The 18,840-nt window shown below is 65.9% G+C and carries 22 protein-coding genes; 12 read left to right on the top strand and 10 right to left on the bottom strand.

Annotation, left to right across the window (positions count from 1 at the left end; translation table 11 throughout):
- The first annotated feature begins 22 nt into the window (after positions 1–22).
- From AB0N05_RS01770 to AB0N05_RS01785, 4 genes are all read left to right on the top strand, one after another.
- The gene (locus tag AB0N05_RS01770) at positions 23–412 is read left to right on the top strand and encodes a hypothetical protein (RefSeq protein WP_364686157.1); all 390 of its coding nucleotides are present in this window, start codon (positions 23–25) and stop codon (positions 410–412) included.
- A complete protein-coding gene (locus AB0N05_RS01775; RefSeq protein WP_364686160.1) occupies positions 379–600 on the top strand; it encodes a GNAT family N-acetyltransferase in 222 nt (73 codons plus the stop codon). The genes AB0N05_RS01770 and AB0N05_RS01775 overlap by 34 nt, the downstream gene beginning before the upstream one ends.
- Before the next feature lie 164 nt (positions 601–764).
- Positions 765–1,469 (top strand): dihydrofolate reductase family protein, encoded by a 705-nt coding sequence (locus tag AB0N05_RS01780; RefSeq protein WP_364686163.1) that lies wholly within the window; start codon positions 765–767, stop codon positions 1,467–1,469.
- A gap of 123 nt (positions 1,470–1,592) precedes the next feature.
- The gene (locus AB0N05_RS01785; protein WP_364686166.1) at positions 1,593–2,195 is read left to right on the top strand and encodes a pyridoxamine 5'-phosphate oxidase family protein; all 603 of its coding nucleotides are present in this window, start codon (positions 1,593–1,595) and stop codon (positions 2,193–2,195) included.
- Here AB0N05_RS01785 and AB0N05_RS01790 read toward each other — a convergent pair whose 3' ends face one another.
- Positions 2,196–2,597: a nuclear transport factor 2 family protein gene (locus tag AB0N05_RS01790; RefSeq protein WP_364686169.1), complete on the bottom strand. Its 402-nt coding sequence runs from the start codon at positions 2,595–2,597 to the stop codon at positions 2,196–2,198.
- Positions 2,598–2,904: 307 nt separating this feature from the next.
- Here AB0N05_RS01790 and AB0N05_RS01795 point away from each other — a divergent pair, with 307 nt between their 5' ends.
- Positions 2,905–4,371, top strand: a complete 1,467-nt coding sequence (locus AB0N05_RS01795) for an MDR family MFS transporter (RefSeq protein ID WP_364686172.1) — start codon at positions 2,905–2,907, stop codon at positions 4,369–4,371.
- Between the two features lie 216 nt (positions 4,372–4,587).
- On the opposite strand, the gene AB0N05_RS01800 is transcribed toward AB0N05_RS01795, so the two are convergent.
- Positions 4,588–6,075, bottom strand: a complete 1,488-nt coding sequence (locus tag AB0N05_RS01800) for an amidase (protein WP_364686175.1) — start codon at positions 6,073–6,075, stop codon at positions 4,588–4,590.
- 99 nt (positions 6,076–6,174) lie between these two features.
- Between AB0N05_RS01800 and AB0N05_RS01805 the strand changes: the two genes are divergently transcribed.
- Positions 6,175–6,789, top strand: coding sequence for a TetR/AcrR family transcriptional regulator (locus tag AB0N05_RS01805; RefSeq protein ID WP_364686178.1), 615 nt, complete (start codon positions 6,175–6,177; stop codon positions 6,787–6,789).
- A gap of 16 nt (positions 6,790–6,805) precedes the next feature.
- Here AB0N05_RS01805 and AB0N05_RS01810 read toward each other — a convergent pair whose 3' ends face one another.
- Positions 6,806–7,813, bottom strand: coding sequence for an AraC family transcriptional regulator ligand-binding domain-containing protein (locus AB0N05_RS01810; RefSeq protein WP_364686181.1), 1,008 nt, complete (start codon positions 7,811–7,813; stop codon positions 6,806–6,808).
- A 125-nt stretch (positions 7,814–7,938) separates the two neighbouring features.
- On the opposite strand from AB0N05_RS01810, the gene AB0N05_RS01815 reads away from it, so the two are divergent.
- Together AB0N05_RS01815 and AB0N05_RS01820 are read left to right on the top strand one after the other, a co-directional pair.
- Entirely contained in the window at positions 7,939–8,256 is a 318-nt protein-coding gene (locus AB0N05_RS01815) for a hypothetical protein (protein ID WP_364686184.1), read from the top strand.
- Between the two features lie 86 nt (positions 8,257–8,342).
- The gene (locus tag AB0N05_RS01820) at positions 8,343–8,900 is read left to right on the top strand and encodes a dihydrofolate reductase family protein (protein ID WP_364686187.1); all 558 of its coding nucleotides are present in this window, start codon (positions 8,343–8,345) and stop codon (positions 8,898–8,900) included.
- 21 nt (positions 8,901–8,921) lie between these two features.
- Here AB0N05_RS01820 and AB0N05_RS01825 read toward each other — a convergent pair whose 3' ends face one another.
- On the bottom strand, positions 8,922–10,013 hold the full coding sequence (locus AB0N05_RS01825) for a helix-turn-helix transcriptional regulator (protein WP_364686190.1): 1,092 nt from the start codon (positions 10,011–10,013) through the stop codon (positions 8,922–8,924).
- 87 nt (positions 10,014–10,100) lie between these two features.
- Here AB0N05_RS01825 and AB0N05_RS01830 point away from each other — a divergent pair, with 87 nt between their 5' ends.
- On the top strand, positions 10,101–11,474 hold the full coding sequence (locus AB0N05_RS01830) for an FAD-binding oxidoreductase (RefSeq protein WP_364686193.1): 1,374 nt from the start codon (positions 10,101–10,103) through the stop codon (positions 11,472–11,474).
- Positions 11,475–11,590: 116 nt separating this feature from the next.
- On the opposite strand, the gene AB0N05_RS01835 is transcribed toward AB0N05_RS01830, so the two are convergent.
- The 3 genes from AB0N05_RS01835 to AB0N05_RS01845 form a co-directional block, all read right to left on the bottom strand.
- Entirely contained in the window at positions 11,591–13,090 is a 1,500-nt protein-coding gene (locus AB0N05_RS01835) for a serine hydrolase domain-containing protein (protein ID WP_364686196.1), read from the bottom strand.
- 210 nt (positions 13,091–13,300) lie between these two features.
- On the bottom strand, positions 13,301–13,870 hold the full coding sequence (locus AB0N05_RS01840; protein ID WP_364686199.1) for an NADPH-dependent FMN reductase: 570 nt from the start codon (positions 13,868–13,870) through the stop codon (positions 13,301–13,303).
- Positions 13,867–14,781, bottom strand: a complete 915-nt coding sequence (locus AB0N05_RS01845) for an EamA family transporter (protein ID WP_364686202.1) — start codon at positions 14,779–14,781, stop codon at positions 13,867–13,869. Before AB0N05_RS01845 ends, AB0N05_RS01840 begins: the two co-directional genes overlap by 4 nt.
- Before the next feature lie 99 nt (positions 14,782–14,880).
- Between AB0N05_RS01845 and AB0N05_RS01850 the strand changes: the two genes are divergently transcribed.
- Positions 14,881–15,417, top strand: coding sequence for a MarR family transcriptional regulator (locus tag AB0N05_RS01850; RefSeq protein ID WP_364686205.1), 537 nt, complete (start codon positions 14,881–14,883; stop codon positions 15,415–15,417).
- 11 nt (positions 15,418–15,428) lie between these two features.
- Here the strand turns inward: AB0N05_RS01850 and AB0N05_RS01855 are convergent, their stop codons facing one another.
- On the bottom strand, positions 15,429–15,761 hold the full coding sequence (locus AB0N05_RS01855) for an EthD family reductase (RefSeq protein WP_364686208.1): 333 nt from the start codon (positions 15,759–15,761) through the stop codon (positions 15,429–15,431).
- Positions 15,762–15,929: 168 nt separating this feature from the next.
- On the opposite strand from AB0N05_RS01855, the gene AB0N05_RS01860 reads away from it, so the two are divergent.
- Together AB0N05_RS01860 and AB0N05_RS01865 are read left to right on the top strand one after the other, a co-directional pair.
- Positions 15,930–16,277 carry a YciI family protein gene (locus AB0N05_RS01860; RefSeq protein ID WP_364686211.1) on the top strand — a complete coding sequence of 116 codons (348 nt, stop codon included), beginning with the start codon at positions 15,930–15,932 and terminating at the stop codon, positions 16,275–16,277.
- On the top strand, positions 16,264–17,505 hold the full coding sequence (locus tag AB0N05_RS01865) for a sigma-70 family RNA polymerase sigma factor (protein WP_364686214.1): 1,242 nt from the start codon (positions 16,264–16,266) through the stop codon (positions 17,503–17,505). Before AB0N05_RS01860 ends, AB0N05_RS01865 begins: the two co-directional genes overlap by 14 nt.
- A gap of 135 nt (positions 17,506–17,640) precedes the next feature.
- Here the strand turns inward: AB0N05_RS01865 and AB0N05_RS01870 are convergent, their stop codons facing one another.
- Positions 17,641–18,093 (bottom strand): succinate dehydrogenase, encoded by a 453-nt coding sequence (locus AB0N05_RS01870; RefSeq protein ID WP_364686217.1) that lies wholly within the window; start codon positions 18,091–18,093, stop codon positions 17,641–17,643.
- 9 nt (positions 18,094–18,102) lie between these two features.
- Positions 18,103–18,507, bottom strand: coding sequence for a succinate dehydrogenase, cytochrome b556 subunit (sdhC, locus tag AB0N05_RS01875; RefSeq protein WP_364686220.1), 405 nt, complete (start codon positions 18,505–18,507; stop codon positions 18,103–18,105).
- Between the last annotated feature and the right edge of the window lie 333 nt (positions 18,508–18,840).

The raw sequence follows: 18,840 nt of genomic DNA on the forward strand, positions 1-18,840 counted from the left end.
AACTCGCGCGCACAGTATCCGTATGAGCGCCGACGTGATCCAGGGCCTGACGTTCAACCACTACACCGCGAGCCGGGCACGCGGGATTCGCGACACCGTCGAATCGATCTACCGCAGCGCGTATATCGACGCAATCGACTCGGGTGATGTGTTCGTTGCGCCCGACGCTTTCATGCGCCGATTCGACGCCTACACCGAGCCACGGGCAGGCAGCTTCGAGCTCGTGGTCGGGCACATCGACGGCGTGCCCGCAGGCCAAACATGGGGATGGCCGCTCACCTCGAACAGTCGCTGGTGGACAAACCTCAGCCTGGACAGTGGGGACCGCACCGCGTTCACGACGGAGGACGGAACACGCACGTTCGCGCTCTCCGAATCATGGTGTCCAAGGAGTTCACCGGCCGAGGCGTAGCTCGCGCCCTGCACGACGAGATCCTGAACAGCCGACCGGAACAGCGCGCAACATTGTTGGTCGAGCCCGACAACACGCGGGCCTACCGCGCCTACAAGAACTGGGGATGGTCGAAAGTCGGCACCCTCCAGCCGAGTTGGCCGGATGCTCCTGTCCTCCACGTCCTGATCCGAGAGCTGCGGGTGTAGCTGACTTGACCCACCGATTGCGCTCTTCACCCACGTAACAACGTGGGTGAAGAGCGCAATTCGTGGGTGAAGTCCGGTCCGACTGGACGGTGGTCTGCGAATAACCTCGGATCGGGAATGCCTGGGCTGCTTCTAACCGTTTAATCCATCTGGGAGGCCGAGAGTTGCCACGACCATATGTAGTGCTCTCCGTCGCCGTCAGCCTCGACGGCTACATCGACGACACCATCCCGGAGCGCCTGTATCTGTCGAACGATCGGGACTTCGACGGTGTCGACCAGTTGCGCGCCGAGTCCGATGCCATCCTCATCGGAGCCGAGACGGTGCGCCGGGACGATCCGCGGCTGTGGCTACGGAGCGAGGAACGCCGTAACTCGCGTGTGGCGGCGGGGAAACCCGCCAATCTGCTCAAGGTGACGGTGACTCGTACGGGCGATATCGCCCCTTCCGCGCGCATGTTCCACCATCACGTCGAGGCCGGAAAACCGTTGGTGTACACCACCACCGAGGGGGCCGAGAAGATCGGTGACAGTCTCGACGCCGTTGCTGAAATCACCAGCATCACCGACCCGGATTTCTGGGGTGCGCTGCTCGACGACCTCGGTAAACGCGGGATCGCGCAGCTGATCGTGGAGGGCGGCACGCACATTCACACCGGGTTCCTGGAAGCCGGCCTCGCAGACGAGCTGCGCTACGCGGTCGCGCCGCTGCTCATCGGACAGCGCGACGCACCACGATTCGTCAACCCTGCGGAATTCCCGGGCGGTTCGCGGCGTCGACTGGAGCTCGTCGACGCCACGGTGCTCGACGATGTCGTCGTGCTGCGCTATCGACCCAAGAAGTCCAGCGCCACCACTGCCGGTTCCTGAACTGAACGCGCTCAGGAGATTCTCGGGATCGGGAATGTACTCGACATCTCTAACCTTCTAACTATAGATAATAGGTTAGGGCTGACCGAGAGGGGCTCCGGGATGACTGGGCATTACGGACAGGTGGCGTTCACCGAATCGGTTCGGGAGCATCAGCGCAGGCATGGGAGCTTGCGGAGTTATGAGCGGCGGGCGGCGGTGCCTGATGTTGCCGACAGGATTGGGCAGAACGAAGCCTGGTTCATCGAGGAGCGGGACAGCTTCTATATGGCGACGGTTGGGGAGACGGGGTGGCCGTACATTCAGCATCGAGGGGGACCGCGGGGGCTCTTGAAGGTGATCGATGCTCGGACGATCGGGTTTGCTGATTTTCTGGGGAATCGGCAGTACATCAGTCGGGGGAACCTTGATCACGATGATCGGGTTTCGCTGTTCTTGATGGACTATGCGGGTAAGACGCGGTTGAAGATTCTTGGGCGGGCACGCGTGGTGGAGATCGACGACGATCCGAAGCTGATTGCGGCGCTTAGCAACTCGGACTACAAGGCCAAGGTCGAGCGGGCTGTTCTGATCGAGGTGGAGGCGTTCGATTGGAACTGCAGCCAGCACATTCCGGAGTTGTATCCGCGCGAGGAGGTCGTGGAGGCGCTGCAGGTTTTGCACGATCGGGTCGCGGAGTTGGAACGCGAGAACGCCAAGCTGCGCGGCGCGACCGCAGTAGGGTGATCAGGCGGCGGGGACGAGGGCGGTTCGCCATTGCCAGGTGTCGGTGAACTGGTGGAGGTGGATGATCTTGCCCTCGGATACGCGCCAGATGTGGGCGAATTCGGCTTCGACGGGGTGGCCGGTCGCGCGGGCTTCGCCGCGGTAGTGGCCGGTGACTATGACGATGTCGCCGGGGGCATCGATCCAGCGCTCCGCGAATGGGGCGATCCGGTAGTCCTGCGCGACCGGACCCCAGCATCCGGTGAGCGCGGCCTTCGGCCCATGGAACTTCGCACCAGCGACGGAGGGCAGCCCGGGCGCTACCCGCGCTTCGAACCGGGGGTGCAGGGACGCGAGGATGCCCTCGCCATCTCCGGCCTGCGTTGCTCGATAGAACTGCTCGACTATCTCTCGATTGGCCATGTAGTCATATTAGAGCGATCGTTTTATATCGGGCTAGAGCAGTGCGCGAGATGGGCACGTGACCAGCCTCACGATTGGCGTTGGGCGGTTGTGAAAAGTGCTTGTGAACAGGGGTTTTTGAGATCGTCCGGCGGGCGGGGGTGGGGAAAATCGAGTGATTTGTGTCGTACCCGGCAGGGATACTGGCACGCGACCGATTAGTTGATGGATCCGCTTCCGTCTGATCTCGTGTAGCGCCGGGATTGGGAAGTCGTGGACTCGGCGCTGGTCCACCCCTCGTCCTGACCCGAACGCCCGGAGGTACCCGATGTCCGCCGATTTATCCGCCAGTCCCACCACAGGGCGGACACCGACAGTCATCCGGCTTCTGGTGCTCGCGACGTTCGTGGTGATCCTGAACGAAACCATCATGATCAACGCGATTCCGCGCCTCATGACCGATCTGCATGTGAGTGAGCGGTCGGCGCAGTGGGTGTCCACCGCGTTCATGCTCACCATGGCGGCCGTCATTCCGACGACCGGCTGGTTCCTGCAGCGGGTTACGACCCGCCGCGCATACGCCCTCGCCATGGGCGTGTTCCTGGCCGGTACCGCATTGTCGGCGGTCGCGCCGTCGTTCGCGGTGCTGCTGATCGGCCGCGTCATTCAGGCCGGTGGCACCGCGGTGATGATGCCGTTGCTGATGACCACGCTGATGACCGTGGTCCCCGAGACCGACCGCGGTCGCGTCATGGGCAATGTCACGCTTGCCATTTCGGTGGCTCCGGCCATGGGCCCGGTCATTTCCGGCCTGGTGCTGCAGGTCGGTTCGTGGCGCTACCTGTTCCTGCTGGTGCTGCCGATCGCCGGCGCGGTCACCGCGTTCGGGCTGCGTCATCTGGAGAACATCGGTGAGCCGCAGACCGGTTCGATCGACGTGCCCAGTGTGGGCTTCGCGGCCCTCGGTTTCGGCAGCCTGGTGTACGGGCTGAGCCAGTTCACCACCGACAATGTCGCCACCCCCGCGCTGATCGTGGCCGCCGGTATCGCCCTCGTCGCCATCTTCGCCTTCCGCCAGCTGCGCTTGCAGCGCAATGGCACCCCGCTGCTGGACCTGCGGGTGCTGCTGTCCGGCACCTACTCCAAGGCGCTGGTCCTGATGGCGGTCGCCTTCCTGGCGATGATGGGTTCGATGATCCTGCTGCCGCTGTATCTGCAGAACCTGCGCCACCTTTCGCCGCTGCAGACCGGCCTGCTGGTCATGCCCGGCGGCCTGGCCATGGGCCTACTCGGCCCGACCGTCGGCAAGCTGTTCGACCGCTTCGGCGGCCGCGTCCTGGTCATCCCCGGCGCCATCGCGATCACCGCCTCGCTGGCCGGTTTCACCCAGATCTCGCTGACCACGCCGTACGTGCTGCTGGTGGCACTGCACATCCTGCTCATGATCGGACTGGCCGCCGCCTTCACCCCGGTCTTCACCCTGGGCCTGGGCGCACTCCCCATGCACCTGTACTCGCACGGCAGCTCCATGCTGGGCACCCTCCAGCAGGTCGCCGCCGCCTTCGGCACCGCCCTGGTGGTAACCGTAATGACCGGTCGCGCAACCTCTCTGGTCAAGAACGGCACCGACCCGGTCACCGCCCACATCGACGGCATGCGCCTAGCCTTCGCCGTCTCCGCCGTGCTGTCCCTGGTCGTGATCGTCATGGCCGTCCTACTCCCCAGCCGCTCCGCCAACCCGGCCCACGGCGCAGCCGAGGCCAACGCCGAGGCCCCGGTCCTGGTCAAGGACTGACCCCCTCCCGAACCCCGCTGCCGAACAGCGAGGTTCGACATCAAGAACAACGAATCCCGCGTGCCCCCAACACGTGGGCTTCGTCGCGTCCGGCCGGCACCCCCCAGCCCTGCCCGTCGAGTGGGATATGAGCCGGGGTTTTGTCCGGATCGCCCAGCCTCATGTCCCACTGAACGTCCATTCAGTTCTTTGGGTGCTGACTTGCCGCGAGGAGACCTACGGGCGGGGGGCCTCCGGGTGGCGGTTGAACCACGGTTGGGCCGTTTCGATTTCGGCTGCCAGTTGCAACAGCAGGTATTCGCTGCCGGAGGGGCCGACGAACTGGGTGCCGAGGGGGAGGCCGGAGGCGGTCCAGTGGGTGGGGACGCTCATTGCTGGGCGGCCGGTGATGTTGGCGAGTTGGGTGAAGGGGACGGCGGAGAGGTTTGCGGTTACCAGGTCGACGTAGAAGTTTGTGCGGGACATCAGCTTTCCGGCGCCTAGGCGGAGGAGTGGGGGGAGGACGGTTTCGGCGATTGCGGGGGTGCGGTTTTCGCCGATGCGCAGTGGGGGTGCGGCCAGGGTGGGGGTGAGGAGTAGGTCGTGGGTGGTGTGGAAGGCGGACAGGGCGCGGGTGTGGTCGTTCCAGCGGGCGTGCGCTTCGATCACGTCAGGGGCCGCGAGGGCGCGGCCTACAGCGGCCAGGACCTGGGTGTCGATATCGAAATCTGTTGGGGCCGCGCCGCTCAGCTGGCAGGCGTGCTTCAGTTCGGCGGCGGCGAGGGCGGTCCAGACGGTCATGAAGTCCATTGCCAGCTGCTTGCCGTCGATGGCGGGCGCGGCGGGTTCGACCGTGTGGCCGAGGCTTTCGAGCAGTCGGGCCACATCCTCGACCGCGCGGACCGCCTCGGCGTCGACCGGTGTGCCCTGGGGAGATTCGTGGGTGAAGCCGATGCGTAGTCGGCGCGGCGGCTCGGTCACGGCATCGCGGAAGGGACGGTCCGGGCGGGTGACGGCGTAGGGGCCGCCGGGATCGGGCTGGCTCAGAATGTCGAGCATGACGGCGGTGTCGCGGACACTGCGGGAGAGGACACCCTCGCTGACCGCGCCGAAGAGCGCATCACCGAGCACCGGACCATTGGAGATCAGCCCGCGACCGGCCTTGAGGCCGAACAAGCCATTGCAGGCGGCCGGGATTCGAATCGAACCGCCCCCATCGCTGGCCCCGGCCATGGGGACAATGCCCGCGGCGACCGCCGCACCCGAACCGCCCGACGAGCCGCCCGGGGTGTGATCCGGGTTCCAGGGATTGCGGGTGGCTCCGAAGGTCCTCGTCTCCACGACCCCTTTCGCGCCGAACTCCGAGGTGGTGGTCTTGCCGAAGATCACCAGACCGGCTGCGAGCCAACGCTCCACATTGATGCTGTGCCGGGCGGCTCGCACCCCGCGCAAGGGTCCGGTCCCGGCGGAGGTCGGATATCCGGCGTAATCCTGGGCGAGATCCTTGAGGAGGAAGGGCACGCCCGCGAAGGGTCCGGTGGCGGTCCGACCGGCGAGTTCCTTGCCGACGTCCTCCATCAACAGGCTCATCGCATTGATCACCGGATTGATTTCGGCATTGCGGTCGAGTGCGGCCTGCAAGAGTTCGGTCGGATGCACATCGCCCTTGGCGACCAGCTCGGCCAGTCCGACCGCGTCGTGTGCGCGGTATTCGTCGAATCTCATCGAAAGTCTCCTCACGAGCGGGCCACCGGTTCGACCCTCCACCCGAGAATAGCCGTACCGAGTGGTTACGTAACCGGTCGGAACGCTAAAATTTTCGTCATGACCGAACCGGGTACCGCGCCAGCGGTGAGCGAGAAGAAGATCGACGGCCGCACGCTGCGATTTCAACATCGCCGCCCGGAACTACTCGCGGCCGCCACCGAATACGTGCTGGACAATGGCACCCGCGACCTGTCCCTGCGCCCGGTCGCCAAGGCCCTCGGCGTCAGTCACGCCACCCTGATCCGGCATTTCGCCACCAAGGACGCCCTGCTCACCGAGGTCCTGCAGCACATTCGCACCGACTTCGAACAGCGCCTGCTCTCCGAGGAAATCCGCCGCGTCGACTCCCCCGCCGACCTCCTGCGCGCCTCCTGGCGACACCTCTGCCAGCCCCGCGAACAACGCCAATTCCTCATCCTCTTCGAACTCGTCGCCAGCACCGCCCGCACCCCCTACCATCCCGCCGCACGCCTGGTCACCGACTGGCTCACGGTCATCGAACGCGAACTCGCCCGCTACGACTGGCCCCCCGAAACCATTTCCCGCACCGCCACATTCATCCTCGCTCAAATCCGCGGTCTCCAACTCGACCTCATCACCACCGGCGATCGAGCCCGCGTGGACGACGCCTTCGAAGCCTCGGTGAGCTTCCTGACCGGCGAGTCTCGTTGAGGCACAACGGATGTCCTCACCGTTCATCGGGCAGATGCTGGTTCCAGCGTCGCAGTGCCCGGCGGACGGACCGGTCATCGGCATAGCCGAGACGCGACGCCAGAGCGCGGCGGGAGAAGCCCGGCGCAGGGATCTCGGCGGCCAGATCCCTTCGTGCCCTTTCCAGTTCTTCCCTCCAGGAGGCATCCGCCTCATCGAGTCTGCGCTGCACCGTGCGAGGGCTGATGGCCAGCCGTGCGGCGACATCCCGCAGCGAGGGTGTCCCCTCCGCGAAGGCATCCGCAAGGGCGGCATGGAATTCATTGAGCCATGGCTGTTCCGGCTGCCGATACGCGGCAGCAATCGTCAACCCCGCTGACCTGCACAGAATTTGGGTCAGGGCCGGATCACGGAGCGGCACCGTGACGGTGTCCCGAGTCAGGAAGGTCAGCGAATTCCGGGGCAGACCGAAATCGATGCGCCCGGTACCGAATGCCTCCGCGAGCGAGCGATGATCCGGCGGTGCGTCATGCGCGAAACCGACATGCACCGGGGTGAGCGACCGGCCCGTGGCCTCGCGGGCCCGGCGCAGGATCAGGGCGAGCAGGAATTGATGAATGGGCGCTGCCTGCTCGGTCCAACGGGTTTCGGCACTGTAGTGAATGGCCAGCTGACCGCCACTGTCGACCACATCCATACGAGCCAGCGGATCAACCAGCAGCGGCAGATATTCGGCGGCGGCCCGCGCGCCCTCGGCCAGGGTCGCACCGCTGGTGAACAAGTAGTCCCAGATGTCGAGGGTGCCGAACCCGGCACGCTCGGCCACCGCGAGCCCGGGCGCGTCATCGGAGAGGCGAACGGTCATCGACTCCCACAACCTGATCAGCGCGGTCGTGGGCGGGCGAGCCAACGGATCCGCAGTGTCCGAGACCGGCACTCGCAGCAGTTCCGCGGCCGATGCACCCGCGTCCACCGCGGCCGCGCGCACCAGCCGGGCCAGCGAATGCGACACCGTCCCCTGGATTCTTGCGAGATCAACGGCCATGGCCGAGTCACCCTTCGAACTTGTCGTCTTTGGTCCGGCGCTTGACGCCTCGATGCGGATTCGCGGGTCGATGCGCTCCCTACCGTGGTGACCGTACCGATTCTACGAAGCAGGAGAACCGAACCATGGCCGTTCTGGCAGTGATGGATTGGGAAGAGACCAAGGCCGACTACGACGCGATCATCGCGGAGATGGGCGTGACCGGCAAACCCGCGCCCGGCATCGCACTGCACGTCGCAGGCTCCACGGAAACCGGAATGCGAATCATCGAACTATGGGACGACGCAGCAGGATTCGAGTCGTTCGTCACCGACACCCTGCTGCCCACCGCCCGCGCGGCAGGCATAGTAACCACCCCTACCTACACGACCATCCCGATTCTGAACCTCTTCGCGCCCCGACTCGACGAGGTCGCGAAGCTGGCCGCGGGATTCGCCGAGTGACCGCGGATACGACATCCGATTAATCCTGGGCTCTCACATCGTCTAATCAAGAAGGGAGCACGCACCCCGGACGATAGGAGAACGCAGTGCGCAAACTCGTGATCACCCAGAACATCACCGTCGACGGTTCCATCGAGATGCTCGACGACTGGTTCGAACCGCAGAGTCAATTCGATCAATCGGATCTGCTGGCGGAGGTGCACCGACAGGATCGGCAGTCCGACGCCTTTCTCACCGGAAGGCAGACCTTCGAGGACCTGCGCGGATACTGGTCGACGCTGACCGACGATCCGACCGGAATCGCCGACTACCTCAATGAAGTCGACAAGTTCGTCATCTCCGCCACCATGGTCGATCCGGGCTGGCAGCACAGCACGATCCTGTCCGGCGATCCGGTGAAGGAAGTCCAGGCGCTGAAGCAGCAGCCGGGACTCGACATCGTGACCACCGGCAGCATCACCCTGTGCCACGCCCTGATCGAAGCCGGACTCGTCGACGAATACCGCCTGTTCGTCTACCCGGTCGTTCAAGGGCGCGGGCGACGCCTGTTCCCCGACGGGTACCGCCGACCGCGCCTACGACTGGGCGAGTGCAAGGCCTTCCAGTGTGGCGTCACCTATTCGAGCTACATCCCCGAATCCTGAACTCGGCCTTCGGTTGCCGGATCAACGGATGAACCAGCCGGAAGCGCCTACCGGGACGTCTGTGGCGAGGCGGGGGGCGTGCTGGTCGTAGAAGAGTTTGGCGGCCAGTTCGGCTCGGCTGCGGACCTCGAGTTTGCCGAAGATGCGTTTGATGTGGTCGTCGACGGTGTGGGCGGAGAGGGTCAGGGCTCTGGCGATTTCCTGGCGGGTGCAGCCGCTGGAGAGCAGGCGGACCACTTCTCGTTCGCGGGCGGTGAGACCGTATGCGTCGGCGATCAATTCGGCGATCTCGACCGGGCGGGCCGGTTCGATAATGACCGAAATGCGTTCCGGGGTGGCGACCAGACGGTCGGCGTGCAGGGTCAGCCACCGGCCGGTGCGGGTGCGGACTCGGGTGCGAACCGGCATGGCGCTGGCTTGCACGCGGTTGGCGACCATGGTCAAGGCCACCGGGAGTTGACGCAAAGGGTCTGTGCTGTCATCGATTTCGGCCAGCCACATGCCGCCGGTGCGGGTGGCTTCGACCATGGTGAGGGAGTCGTCCAGCATGACCAGGCCGGGGCCGTCGATGGAATCGGCCTTCGCGATATCGGTGAGCACCATCTCCCGGCGCAGGGCCGTCGCCACACCGGCGGTGGATTCCTCGATGGCGCGCATATCGGCGGCGGTGAAGTCCTCGGTGCCGACACCGCGCAGCAAGACCAGCGCGCCCCAGATGCCGGACGGCGTCGTGAAAGTCGCGCGCAGTTCATGGCCCATACCGGCGGGCACCAGCACCTCGCGATAGCGCTCGCTACCCTGCCGATCACCGCCGGTCGCCCGGTCCAGGGTCGCCACCCGCTCCCCCGCACGCACCATGGCGGGCCAGGTCATGGCGTCCCCGCCGCGCACCTCGATCTCCATCAGGCGCGACGCCAGCTCGAACGACACACCCCGCTCATGGAAACCACCTGTGGGGAGCAGAGAGGCGGGATCGAGGGTGAGCGCGCACCACGCGTCGAATCCGACGGTCTCGCACAGCAACTCCGCGATCGCGCATTCGATGGCCACCGCACCCGATACCGTGCGGCAGATACGCTCAACTGCCGAGGTCAGCGCTTCGGTTGATGCCATGATCCGAGTATCCGTCCTGGCGAACGCGGGCGCGATCCCCCGGATTCGGGGATGGTGAGCGGGGCCGCGGTGGCCGACCTTTGGTTCATGACACTTTTCGATACATCGCTCGGGGAGTTCTCCGGGGAGATACTGCGGCCCCACGATCCCGAATACGAGGAGGCCCGCCGGGTCTGGAACGGGGCGATCGACCGGCGGCCCGCCTTCATCGCCCGATGCCGGACGGCGCAGGACGTATCGATAGCGGTGCGATTCGGCGTCCGGCACGGCGTGCCGATCGCGGTGCGCGGCGGCGGCCACAGCATGCCGGGCCACTCCACCTGCGAAGGCGGATTGGTCATCGATCTGTCGCCGATGAAGGGGGTTCGGGTCGAGGGGTCCCGGGCCGTCGTCGAACCCGGCGTGCTCTGGCGCGAACTGGACGCCGCCACTCAGGCCGCCGGACGGGCCATACCCGGCGGCGAGATCTCGAACACGGGTGTCGCCGGGCTCACCCTGGGCGGCGGAATTGGCTGGCTGTCACGGCAATACGGGCTGTCCTGCGACAATCTGCTCGCGGCGGAACTGGTCACCGCGGACGGTTCCATTCTCGAAGTCGACGAGAACCGGCATCCCGAACTCCTGTGGGGATTGCGGGGCGGCGGCGGCAATTTCGGCGTTGTCACCCGATTCACCTTCCGGCTCAATGCGATTCCCATGCCACTGTTCGGCGGCATGGTCATCTACCCGCTGGAGGAAGCCCGGCCCGCGCTGCGCGCCTACCTGAAGGTCGCGGCCGACGCACCGGATGCCTTGGGGCTCAATGCCGCCCTACTCACCGCGCCACCCGCGCCGTTCATCCCCGAATCAATGCAAGGCACGACCGTAGTAGCCCTGGCCGCCGGATACACCGGACCGTTGCATGAAGGCATAGAACTCACGAAACCGCTACGCACAGTGGCGAATCCGATCGCCGACCTGTTCGGCCCCATGCCCTACACCGTCCTGCAATCCATGGTCGACGCAGGCGCACCCCCCGGACTCGCCTGCTACGCCCGCTCCGAATGGCTCGGCCCACTCGACGACGGCGTGATCGATGCCCTGATCACCGCGGCCGTGGAGATCACCTCCCCGCTGTCGCAGGTTCTGCTGCGAGTCATGGGCGGAGCCATCGCCCGAGTCCCCGAGGACGCCACCGCCTTCCGCTTCCGCTCGGCGCAAGCCATGCTCACCCTGATCGCCGGCTGGCCCGACCCCACCGACCCCGGCGACCAACACCGCGACTGGGCCCGAACCGCCTGGGAACGCTTCCGCCCCTGGTCCGCGGGCGGCACCTACATCAACCACATGAGCGCCGACGAGACCGACCGCATCCGCGAGGCCTACGGCGACTCCACCTGGACCCGCCTGGTCGACCTCAAACGACAATTCGACCCCGACAACGTCTTCCAGCTCAACCAGAACATCCCACCCACCGGCTGACCCGGAACCCCCGACACCGTCCTCGATTTCGGTTTCCGACAACGGAATCCGGCCCCTACCGAGATACCGAGTCGAGGACGGCCCAGGGAACTTTCGCATGATGACCGCCGGTTTGTTCAGTCGGTCTTCGGGGTTGCGCGGGTGCCGACGTAGACGCAGGGGACGCCGTTGGCGAGGGTGGCGAAGATGACCGGCATGTAGCCCTCACTGAAGGAGGGGCCCGCACCTGTTCCGGCCCAGACGGTTTCGCTGACCGGGATGAGGTCGATGCTCAGGGGAGGGGACATCCCGGCCATGTCGTCTACGAATTCGTAGAGCATGTGGGGGTTGCCCTCTTTTTCGCTGACGGTGAGGACTACGCCCGCGCGCTTGTAGGTGCCGATGTGCGGGATGATGTCGATGGCGGGCGGGTTCTCGGCCGGGCCGAATGGTTCGGGCATGGTGACATCGGCGAACTCGCGCAACAGTTCCCGGAACAGGTCGGCGTAAAGCTGGCGTGCGCCACCGCCATTGGTCAGCAGGACGACCGCCACCTTGGCCGAGGGGACGATGCGCAGGTAGCCGTACTGGCCGATGGCCGCGCCGTCATGGCCGAAGCCGCCGACGCCATTCCAGTCATTGAGGACCCAGCCGAGGCCCTGGCCGTCGCCGCTGACGGTCCACTTGTCGGGGCAGTCGATTTCGCGGCGCTGCATGGTGGCGGTGCTGTCGGCGCTGAGCCATCGGGTGCCGTCGGGGGCGACGCCACCGGCCAGGTGCGCCCGCGCGAAACGGACCATATCGCCTGCGCTGGAGATGATTCGGCCCGCGGGGCCGATCGCGCGCGGCATGAGATCCCATTCGGGCGCGGGGTCCGGATCCACGCCGGGCTCGCCGAGATGGCTCATGGCCACGCGGTAACGCAGGGCCTGTTCCGGCAGCGTTATCGTGCGCTCGAGGCCGAGCGGGGTCGCGATCCGCTCCTGAACCTGCTGATCCCAGGTGGTTCCGGTCAAGACCTCGATCATGCGGCCCATGACGATGAAGCCGACACCGCCGTACGAGAACGCCGTCCCCGTCGGACAATCCAACGGCACCTCACGCGCCGCCTCGACGAACTTGGCCAGGCAGTCGTCACCGCGACCGGCATCGAAGTTGAAGTCATTGGTCACTCCGGCGGTGTGCGACAACAACTGCCGGGTGGTGATCGACTTGGTGGCCTCGGCATCCGGAACGGCGAATTCCGGCAGCACATCGATCACCGGCGCATCCAGATCCAGCTTGCCCTCATCGACCAGCTGCATGATCATCGTGGCCGTATAGACCTTGGCGATCGAACCGCACAGGAACACCGAATCCGTGGTCACCTCAACGCCGGTGCGGCGGTTCAGCACTCCACTCGCGAGCTCATACACCTCGCCATCGACCAGGAACGCCAACCCCGCCCCCGGCACATGATGCGCGGCCCGCAACTCATCCAGCCGCCGCTGCCAATGCGCCAGATCCACCCGCCGATCGCTCACGGTCACATCGTTCGGGTTCTCGGCGATACCGACGCCACCCCCCGAACTCGCAGTCCCCCACTCCCCACTGGCCTTCCAATTCCCTTCGAGATCCCAGCTGACGTTCTCCGGCATTACCCTCTCCTTCGCTGCCGCCGAATCGGCTATCGGTGACAACATCCAGCATTCGTTCCAGCCGGATCCGGAACAACGCCAGATCTCGCAACGATCCTTAACCCGAGACTTACCGATCCCGTTGCACCCCAGAACAGTCCCAGCGACAGAGACCGGACAGCGAGGCGGGCAGCCCCCGAGAGGGCTGCCCGCGCTGTCGCTCCCCGGTGGTCAGCGAATCCGGTGGGTTCGCTCGGCGAGCGCGTCCAGCAGTGCGATGAGCTGGGTTTGGGTGAATCCGTCGGTCACATTGCCGTCGGCGTCGAAGCGTTCGTGGGCGCGGAAGGCCATGACCTCGGGCTTGGCGAGGACATCCGCGCCGACGGCGGTGAGGATCTGGCGCAGGGACTGTTGAGCGCGGACGGTCCCGAGTGCGCCGAGGGTCGCGCCGACCAGGCCGACCGGCTTACCCGGAAGGGTCGCGCTGTCGGGGGTGCGGCTCATCCAGTCGATAGCGGACTTCAATACGGCGGGGATGCAGGCATTGTGTTCGGGAGTCGCGATGAGCAGAGCGTCGGCGCGGGCGATCTCGTAGCGCAGGTCCTCGACCGCCCAGTGCAGCCGACCAGCCTCGAGATCCTGGTTGTAGAGCGGCAATTCGCCGAGCGACGGGTAGATGTCGATGGTCATGCCGCCGGGGTTGAACTTCTGTGCTGCGCGCAGCAGGGCGGTGTTGTACGAGTCGGCGCGCAGACTCCCGGACAGGGCCAGGACGCGCAGTTCGGGTGCGGTGGTGGTCATTTCGGGCTCCTATTCAGGGTCTGCCCTGCGATCAGGGCGGTCAGGGCGATGGCGAATCCGACGAGTTGCCAGCCGGTCAGGGTCTGCCCGAGCAGCAGGAACCCGGCCAGGGTGGCGACCAGCGGGTTGGTGGTCGACAGCAGCGATACCGAGGTCGGCGCGAGCCTCTGCACGCCGCGGAACCACAGCGTGTAGGCCAGCACGGTGCCGATCAGGCCGATGTAGGCGAATCCGAGCAGGTTCGCCCCGGTGAGCGTGGGCGGCAACCCCTCGACAGCCAGGGTGAGTGGGGCCAGCACCAGGCCACCCAGGGTGAGCTGCCAGCCGGTCATGGTCAGCGGCGGCACCGGCGAACCCCATTTCTTGCCGAGCACAATGCCCAAGGCCAGCAGGGTGGTCGCGCCGAGCATGGCCGCGACGCCCACCGGATCGGGCAGGGTCGGCGCGGTCAAGCTCAGCAAGGCGACACCGAATGCGACGGCGACCGCGGAGATCAGCACCACACTCGGGGTGCGGATACCGAGCAGCGGCAGCGCGAGCGCGGCGACGATCAGCGGTTGCAGCGCGCCGAAGGTGGCCGCGAGCCCGCCGGGCAGGCGGTAGGCGGCGATGAACAACAGCGGGAGGAACGCCCCGATATTGAGCATCGCCAGGACGAACGACTTCCACCACCACGCGCCGCGCGGCAGCGTGCGGGTGAAAGCCAGGATCAGCAGCCCGGCCGGCAGCGCCCGCATCACCGAGGCCAGTAGCGGACGGTCCGGCGGAAGCAGCAAAGTCGTTGCGGCGTAAACGGTTCCGAATGCGGCCGGTGCGAGCGCAGTCAGCACGATATCGCGCACCGCGCCGTGCGGCATTCGCGGCGACCGGGCTCGAGTGGTGGTGGTTTCCGGATGTGCGACGGTGACCATGTCCCGCCCTTCCCTCATCAAGTAATCTCGACATCGAGATAAAACCATTGAGAGACTGTCGACGTCAAGTCTCTCGATATCGAGATAAAGGAGTTGCGTGTGGCGGATACCGTTGACCTGATCATCGATCTGTGGACGAAAGAGTCCCCCGACCTGGCCGAAGACCTGTGGCCCGTGGCCATCGTCGGCCGCGTGCAACGGCTCTCCCGCGTCCTCGATCGCGCCCTCAAGAACTTCTATGCCGAGCACGACCTGGAGGTGTGGGAGTTCGACGTCCTCACCACCCTGCGCCGCGCCGGAGCCCCCTACGAACTGACCGCGGGCGCACTACTGAAGGCCGCCATGATCACCTCCAGCACGGTCACCAATCGCATCGACCGGCTGGAGGCCAGGAACCTCGTCGAACGCGTCCGCGACACCGGCGACCGCCGCTCGGTCCGAGTCCGCCTGACCCCCCACGGCCGCGACCTCATCGACCGCGTATTCCGCCTCCACCTGGAGAACGAAGCCCGCATCCTCCCCGCCTACGACCCCGCCACCTACGAGAGCTTCACCGGCGAATTACGCCGTCTCCTGGAACATTTCGGCGACTCCCTCGACCGCGCCGAAGCCACCGGAAACACCGGGGACCGCTGACGACTCCGAGCCTAGACGTCGTCGAGTTGCAGGATCATGCTGCGCATGGTCGCGTAGCGCTCCAGGAGGGCGGTGTCGGCGGCGGTGCGGCGGCCGATCTCGGAGCCGAATGCCGCCTTCAGCGACGCCATATCGTCCCAGTCCAGCATGCCGACCATGTAGTAGGGCTCGCCGCGCACCGGGGCCGCGTTGTGGCTGCGGGTATAGCGCCGCAGGCCGGGTAGCTGGGTCGCCAGCGGAATGTGGACGTCGAGGTAGTGACGTTCGAAGGCCGCGATATCGGAAGGCACGTCCCACATCACGATGAATCGCGCCCGCCGCTCGGTGCCGGGGGTTGTGGTCATCTCACTCTTACTGTCGTCAGGATGCATATCTGTCCGACGCACGATCCCCACGCGAATCGACAGGTGGCCGAAACTGGTCCGCGGCCGGTGTCGATTCCGGCGGGACTTGCGCGTCGTAGGTATCGAGGGGTCCGATGGACGGGCCCACCGCAGGAAGGGATACCGATCATGACGCAGTATCTGGTGCTGATCTACCAGGATGAACGGCTCATCGAGGAGCACACCGCGGAGATGGGGCAGAAGCATCAGGCCTTCATTGCCGCCAATGGCCCGGCGCTGCGCGGTGGTAACGCGCTGGAACCGGTCGGCACCGCGACATCGCTGCGTCCGGACGGCGCGGGCGGATTCGTGGTCACCGACGGCCCGTTCGCCGAGACCAAGGAACAGCTCGGCGGCTATTACCTGATCGAGGCCGAGGATCTGGACGCGGCGATCGCGGTGGCCAAGCAGGTGCCGGTGGACGGCGGCGGGGTCGAAGTACGTCCGATCTGGGCGGTACCGGGTGCTGTCGGCTGACATTGCCGCCGCCGTCGGGGACGCGCACCGGAGCGAATGGGCCTTCGTGCTCGCCGCGACGGTGCGCGTCACGCGCGATATCGACCTGGCCGAGGAATGCGTGCAGGAGGCGTACGCCCAGGCGCTGACGGTCTGGGTGGAGCAGGGCGTGCCCGCGCGACCCGGCGGCTGGCTCACCACGGTGGCACGCAATCGGGCACTGGATCTCTTGCGGCGCAATGCCACTCAGCGGCGGGCGCTGCCCCTGCTGGTCTCCGATGAGCACGATGCGGACATTGCCGAACAGGCCGTGGACGCCGTGGACCCGCGTATCGCCGATGACCGGTTGCGCCTGATCTGCACCTGCTGCCACCCGGCCCTCGCGCTCGAGGCACAGGTCGCGCTCACCCTGCGGCTGGTATGCGGACTGTCCACTGCCGAGGTCGCCCGCGCGTTCCTGGTGTCCGAACCCACCATGGCGGCCCGAATCACCCGCGCCAAGAAGAAGATCGCCGCGGCCCGCATCCCCTACCGGGTGCCCGCGCCCGCCGAGCTGCCCGAACGCGTCGACGCGGTACTGACCGTGGTGCACCTGCTGTTCACGACCGGGCACACCGCCCCCTACGGCACCGAACTGGTGCGCCGCGAGCTCACCGAACGCGCCATCGAGATCGCCCGCATGCTGCGCACACTGGTCCCCGAGCACGCCGAACTGACCGGCCTGCTGGCCCTGATGCTCCTCACCGAATCCCGCCGCGACGCCCGCCTCGACACCGACGGCGCGATGGTCCCCCTCGAACACCAGGACCGGACCCGATGGAACCGCGCCCTGATCACCGAAGGCCTTGCCCTCGTACACGATTCCCTGCGCAACCCCGGAAAGTACGCGCTACAAGCCGCGATCGCCGCCGTACACGCCGAATCCCCCGGCCACGAGGTCACCGACTGGCCCCAAATATTGGGCCTCTACAACGAATTGGCTCGCCGCTGCCCCTCCCCCGTGGTCGACCTCAACCGCGCCGTAGCCCTCGGCTACGCCGAAGGCCCCGAACCCGCCCTCGCCGCCCTGAACGCCCTCGCAACCCACCCCCAACTCGCAACCTACGAATACCTCCCCGCCGCCCGCGCCCACTTCCTCACCCAACTGGGCCGCGCCGACGAGGCCCGCGCCGCCTACGACGAAGCAATCCTGCTCGCGGGCAACGACATCGAACGAGAATTCCTGGCCCGCAAACGCGACGCGATATAGCCGCAGCGTCGTCAGTCGGGTTCATGTCACATCTTCGAGACGACGAGGGCCGCGAACCAGATGATGAACACGGCCGCAAAGGCCAGCGCGATATCGAAATAGATGCCGACAGACATGATGTGCCTCCTCAGGCGGTCAGCGGGCGGGGCAGAACGAGGGCAGGTTCTGCACGGTGCCGCTCGTCGGGCACGGATCGAAGGTGAAGATCGTGTAGGTCCCCGCGAGCAGCATCACGATCGCGAAGACCGAGACCAGACTGGTCAGCCAGAACCGCGCCCCGAGACTCGGTGCGTAGTCACGAATGATGACCCGCACACCATTGGTGCCGTGCAGCACCGCGAGCCACAAAATGGCGAAATCCCACAGCTGCCAGAACGGGCTGGCGTATTTGCCTGCCACGAACGCGAAGTCGACCTTGAACACACCGTCACCGGCGACCAGGTTCACATACACGTGCACCAGAATCAGCACCAGCAGCACGACGCCGGACAGGCGCATGAACAGCCACGCGTACTTCTCGAAGTTATTGGAATTACCGGAGTTCCCGGGGGCGCCCAGGGCGCGCTCGATCGGAGTAACAGTAGCCACGATGCTCACCTACTTGAAGTAATGGCTCAGATGGTTGACGGTGAACGGGATCATCAGCAACGCCCAGATGATGACCGCGCCCCACAACATCTGGTTCGTCTTGCCCACACCCTTGCCCCACAGGTCGATGAACACGATCCGCAGACCATTGAGCGCATGCCCCAGAATGGCGGCGACCAGGCCGATCTCGCCCAACCCCACCACCAGCGTCTTATAGGTGTGGATGACCTCGTTGTAGGCGTCCGGGGATACCCGCAGCATCAGATTGTCCGCGACGTGGATCAGCAGGAACACATAGATGAGCACACCGGTGATCCGCTGGGCCACCCACGCCCACATGGACAATCCACCCCGATAGAACGGGATCCGACCACGCTTGAGCTCCTCACCGAGTGAGATCGTACTTGCTGTCACCTGCTCCTCCTCGAGCTCTTCCTTGCATGTGTCCATACACGAGAGTTGGCGCGCCCCTTGATGAAAGGCGAAGTATGTGCGTCCGCGAGCGAACAGCAGTGCGCGGGTTCGGGGGGTGAGGATGAGTAGGCGTCTCGCCCTGTACCGGCCATGCCGCTCACAAGTGCTGCCTTCCAACCTTTTTGATGGTCGCCCCCCACGGCAAGTCGTTGATACATCACTGTAATCAGCCGTACGGGGCATTACTAAATCGAAGCGAGAGTCGTGTGCGTCACACGAGCGTGGCCGCCGCATCGTGCGCCGAGATCTCCGGTGTTGCCGGGCGTTTTCGCA

The organism is Nocardia sp. NPDC051030 (genome assembly GCF_040683015.1).
In the GTDB taxonomy this organism is placed as follows: Bacteria; Actinomycetota; Actinomycetes; order Mycobacteriales; family Mycobacteriaceae; genus Nocardia.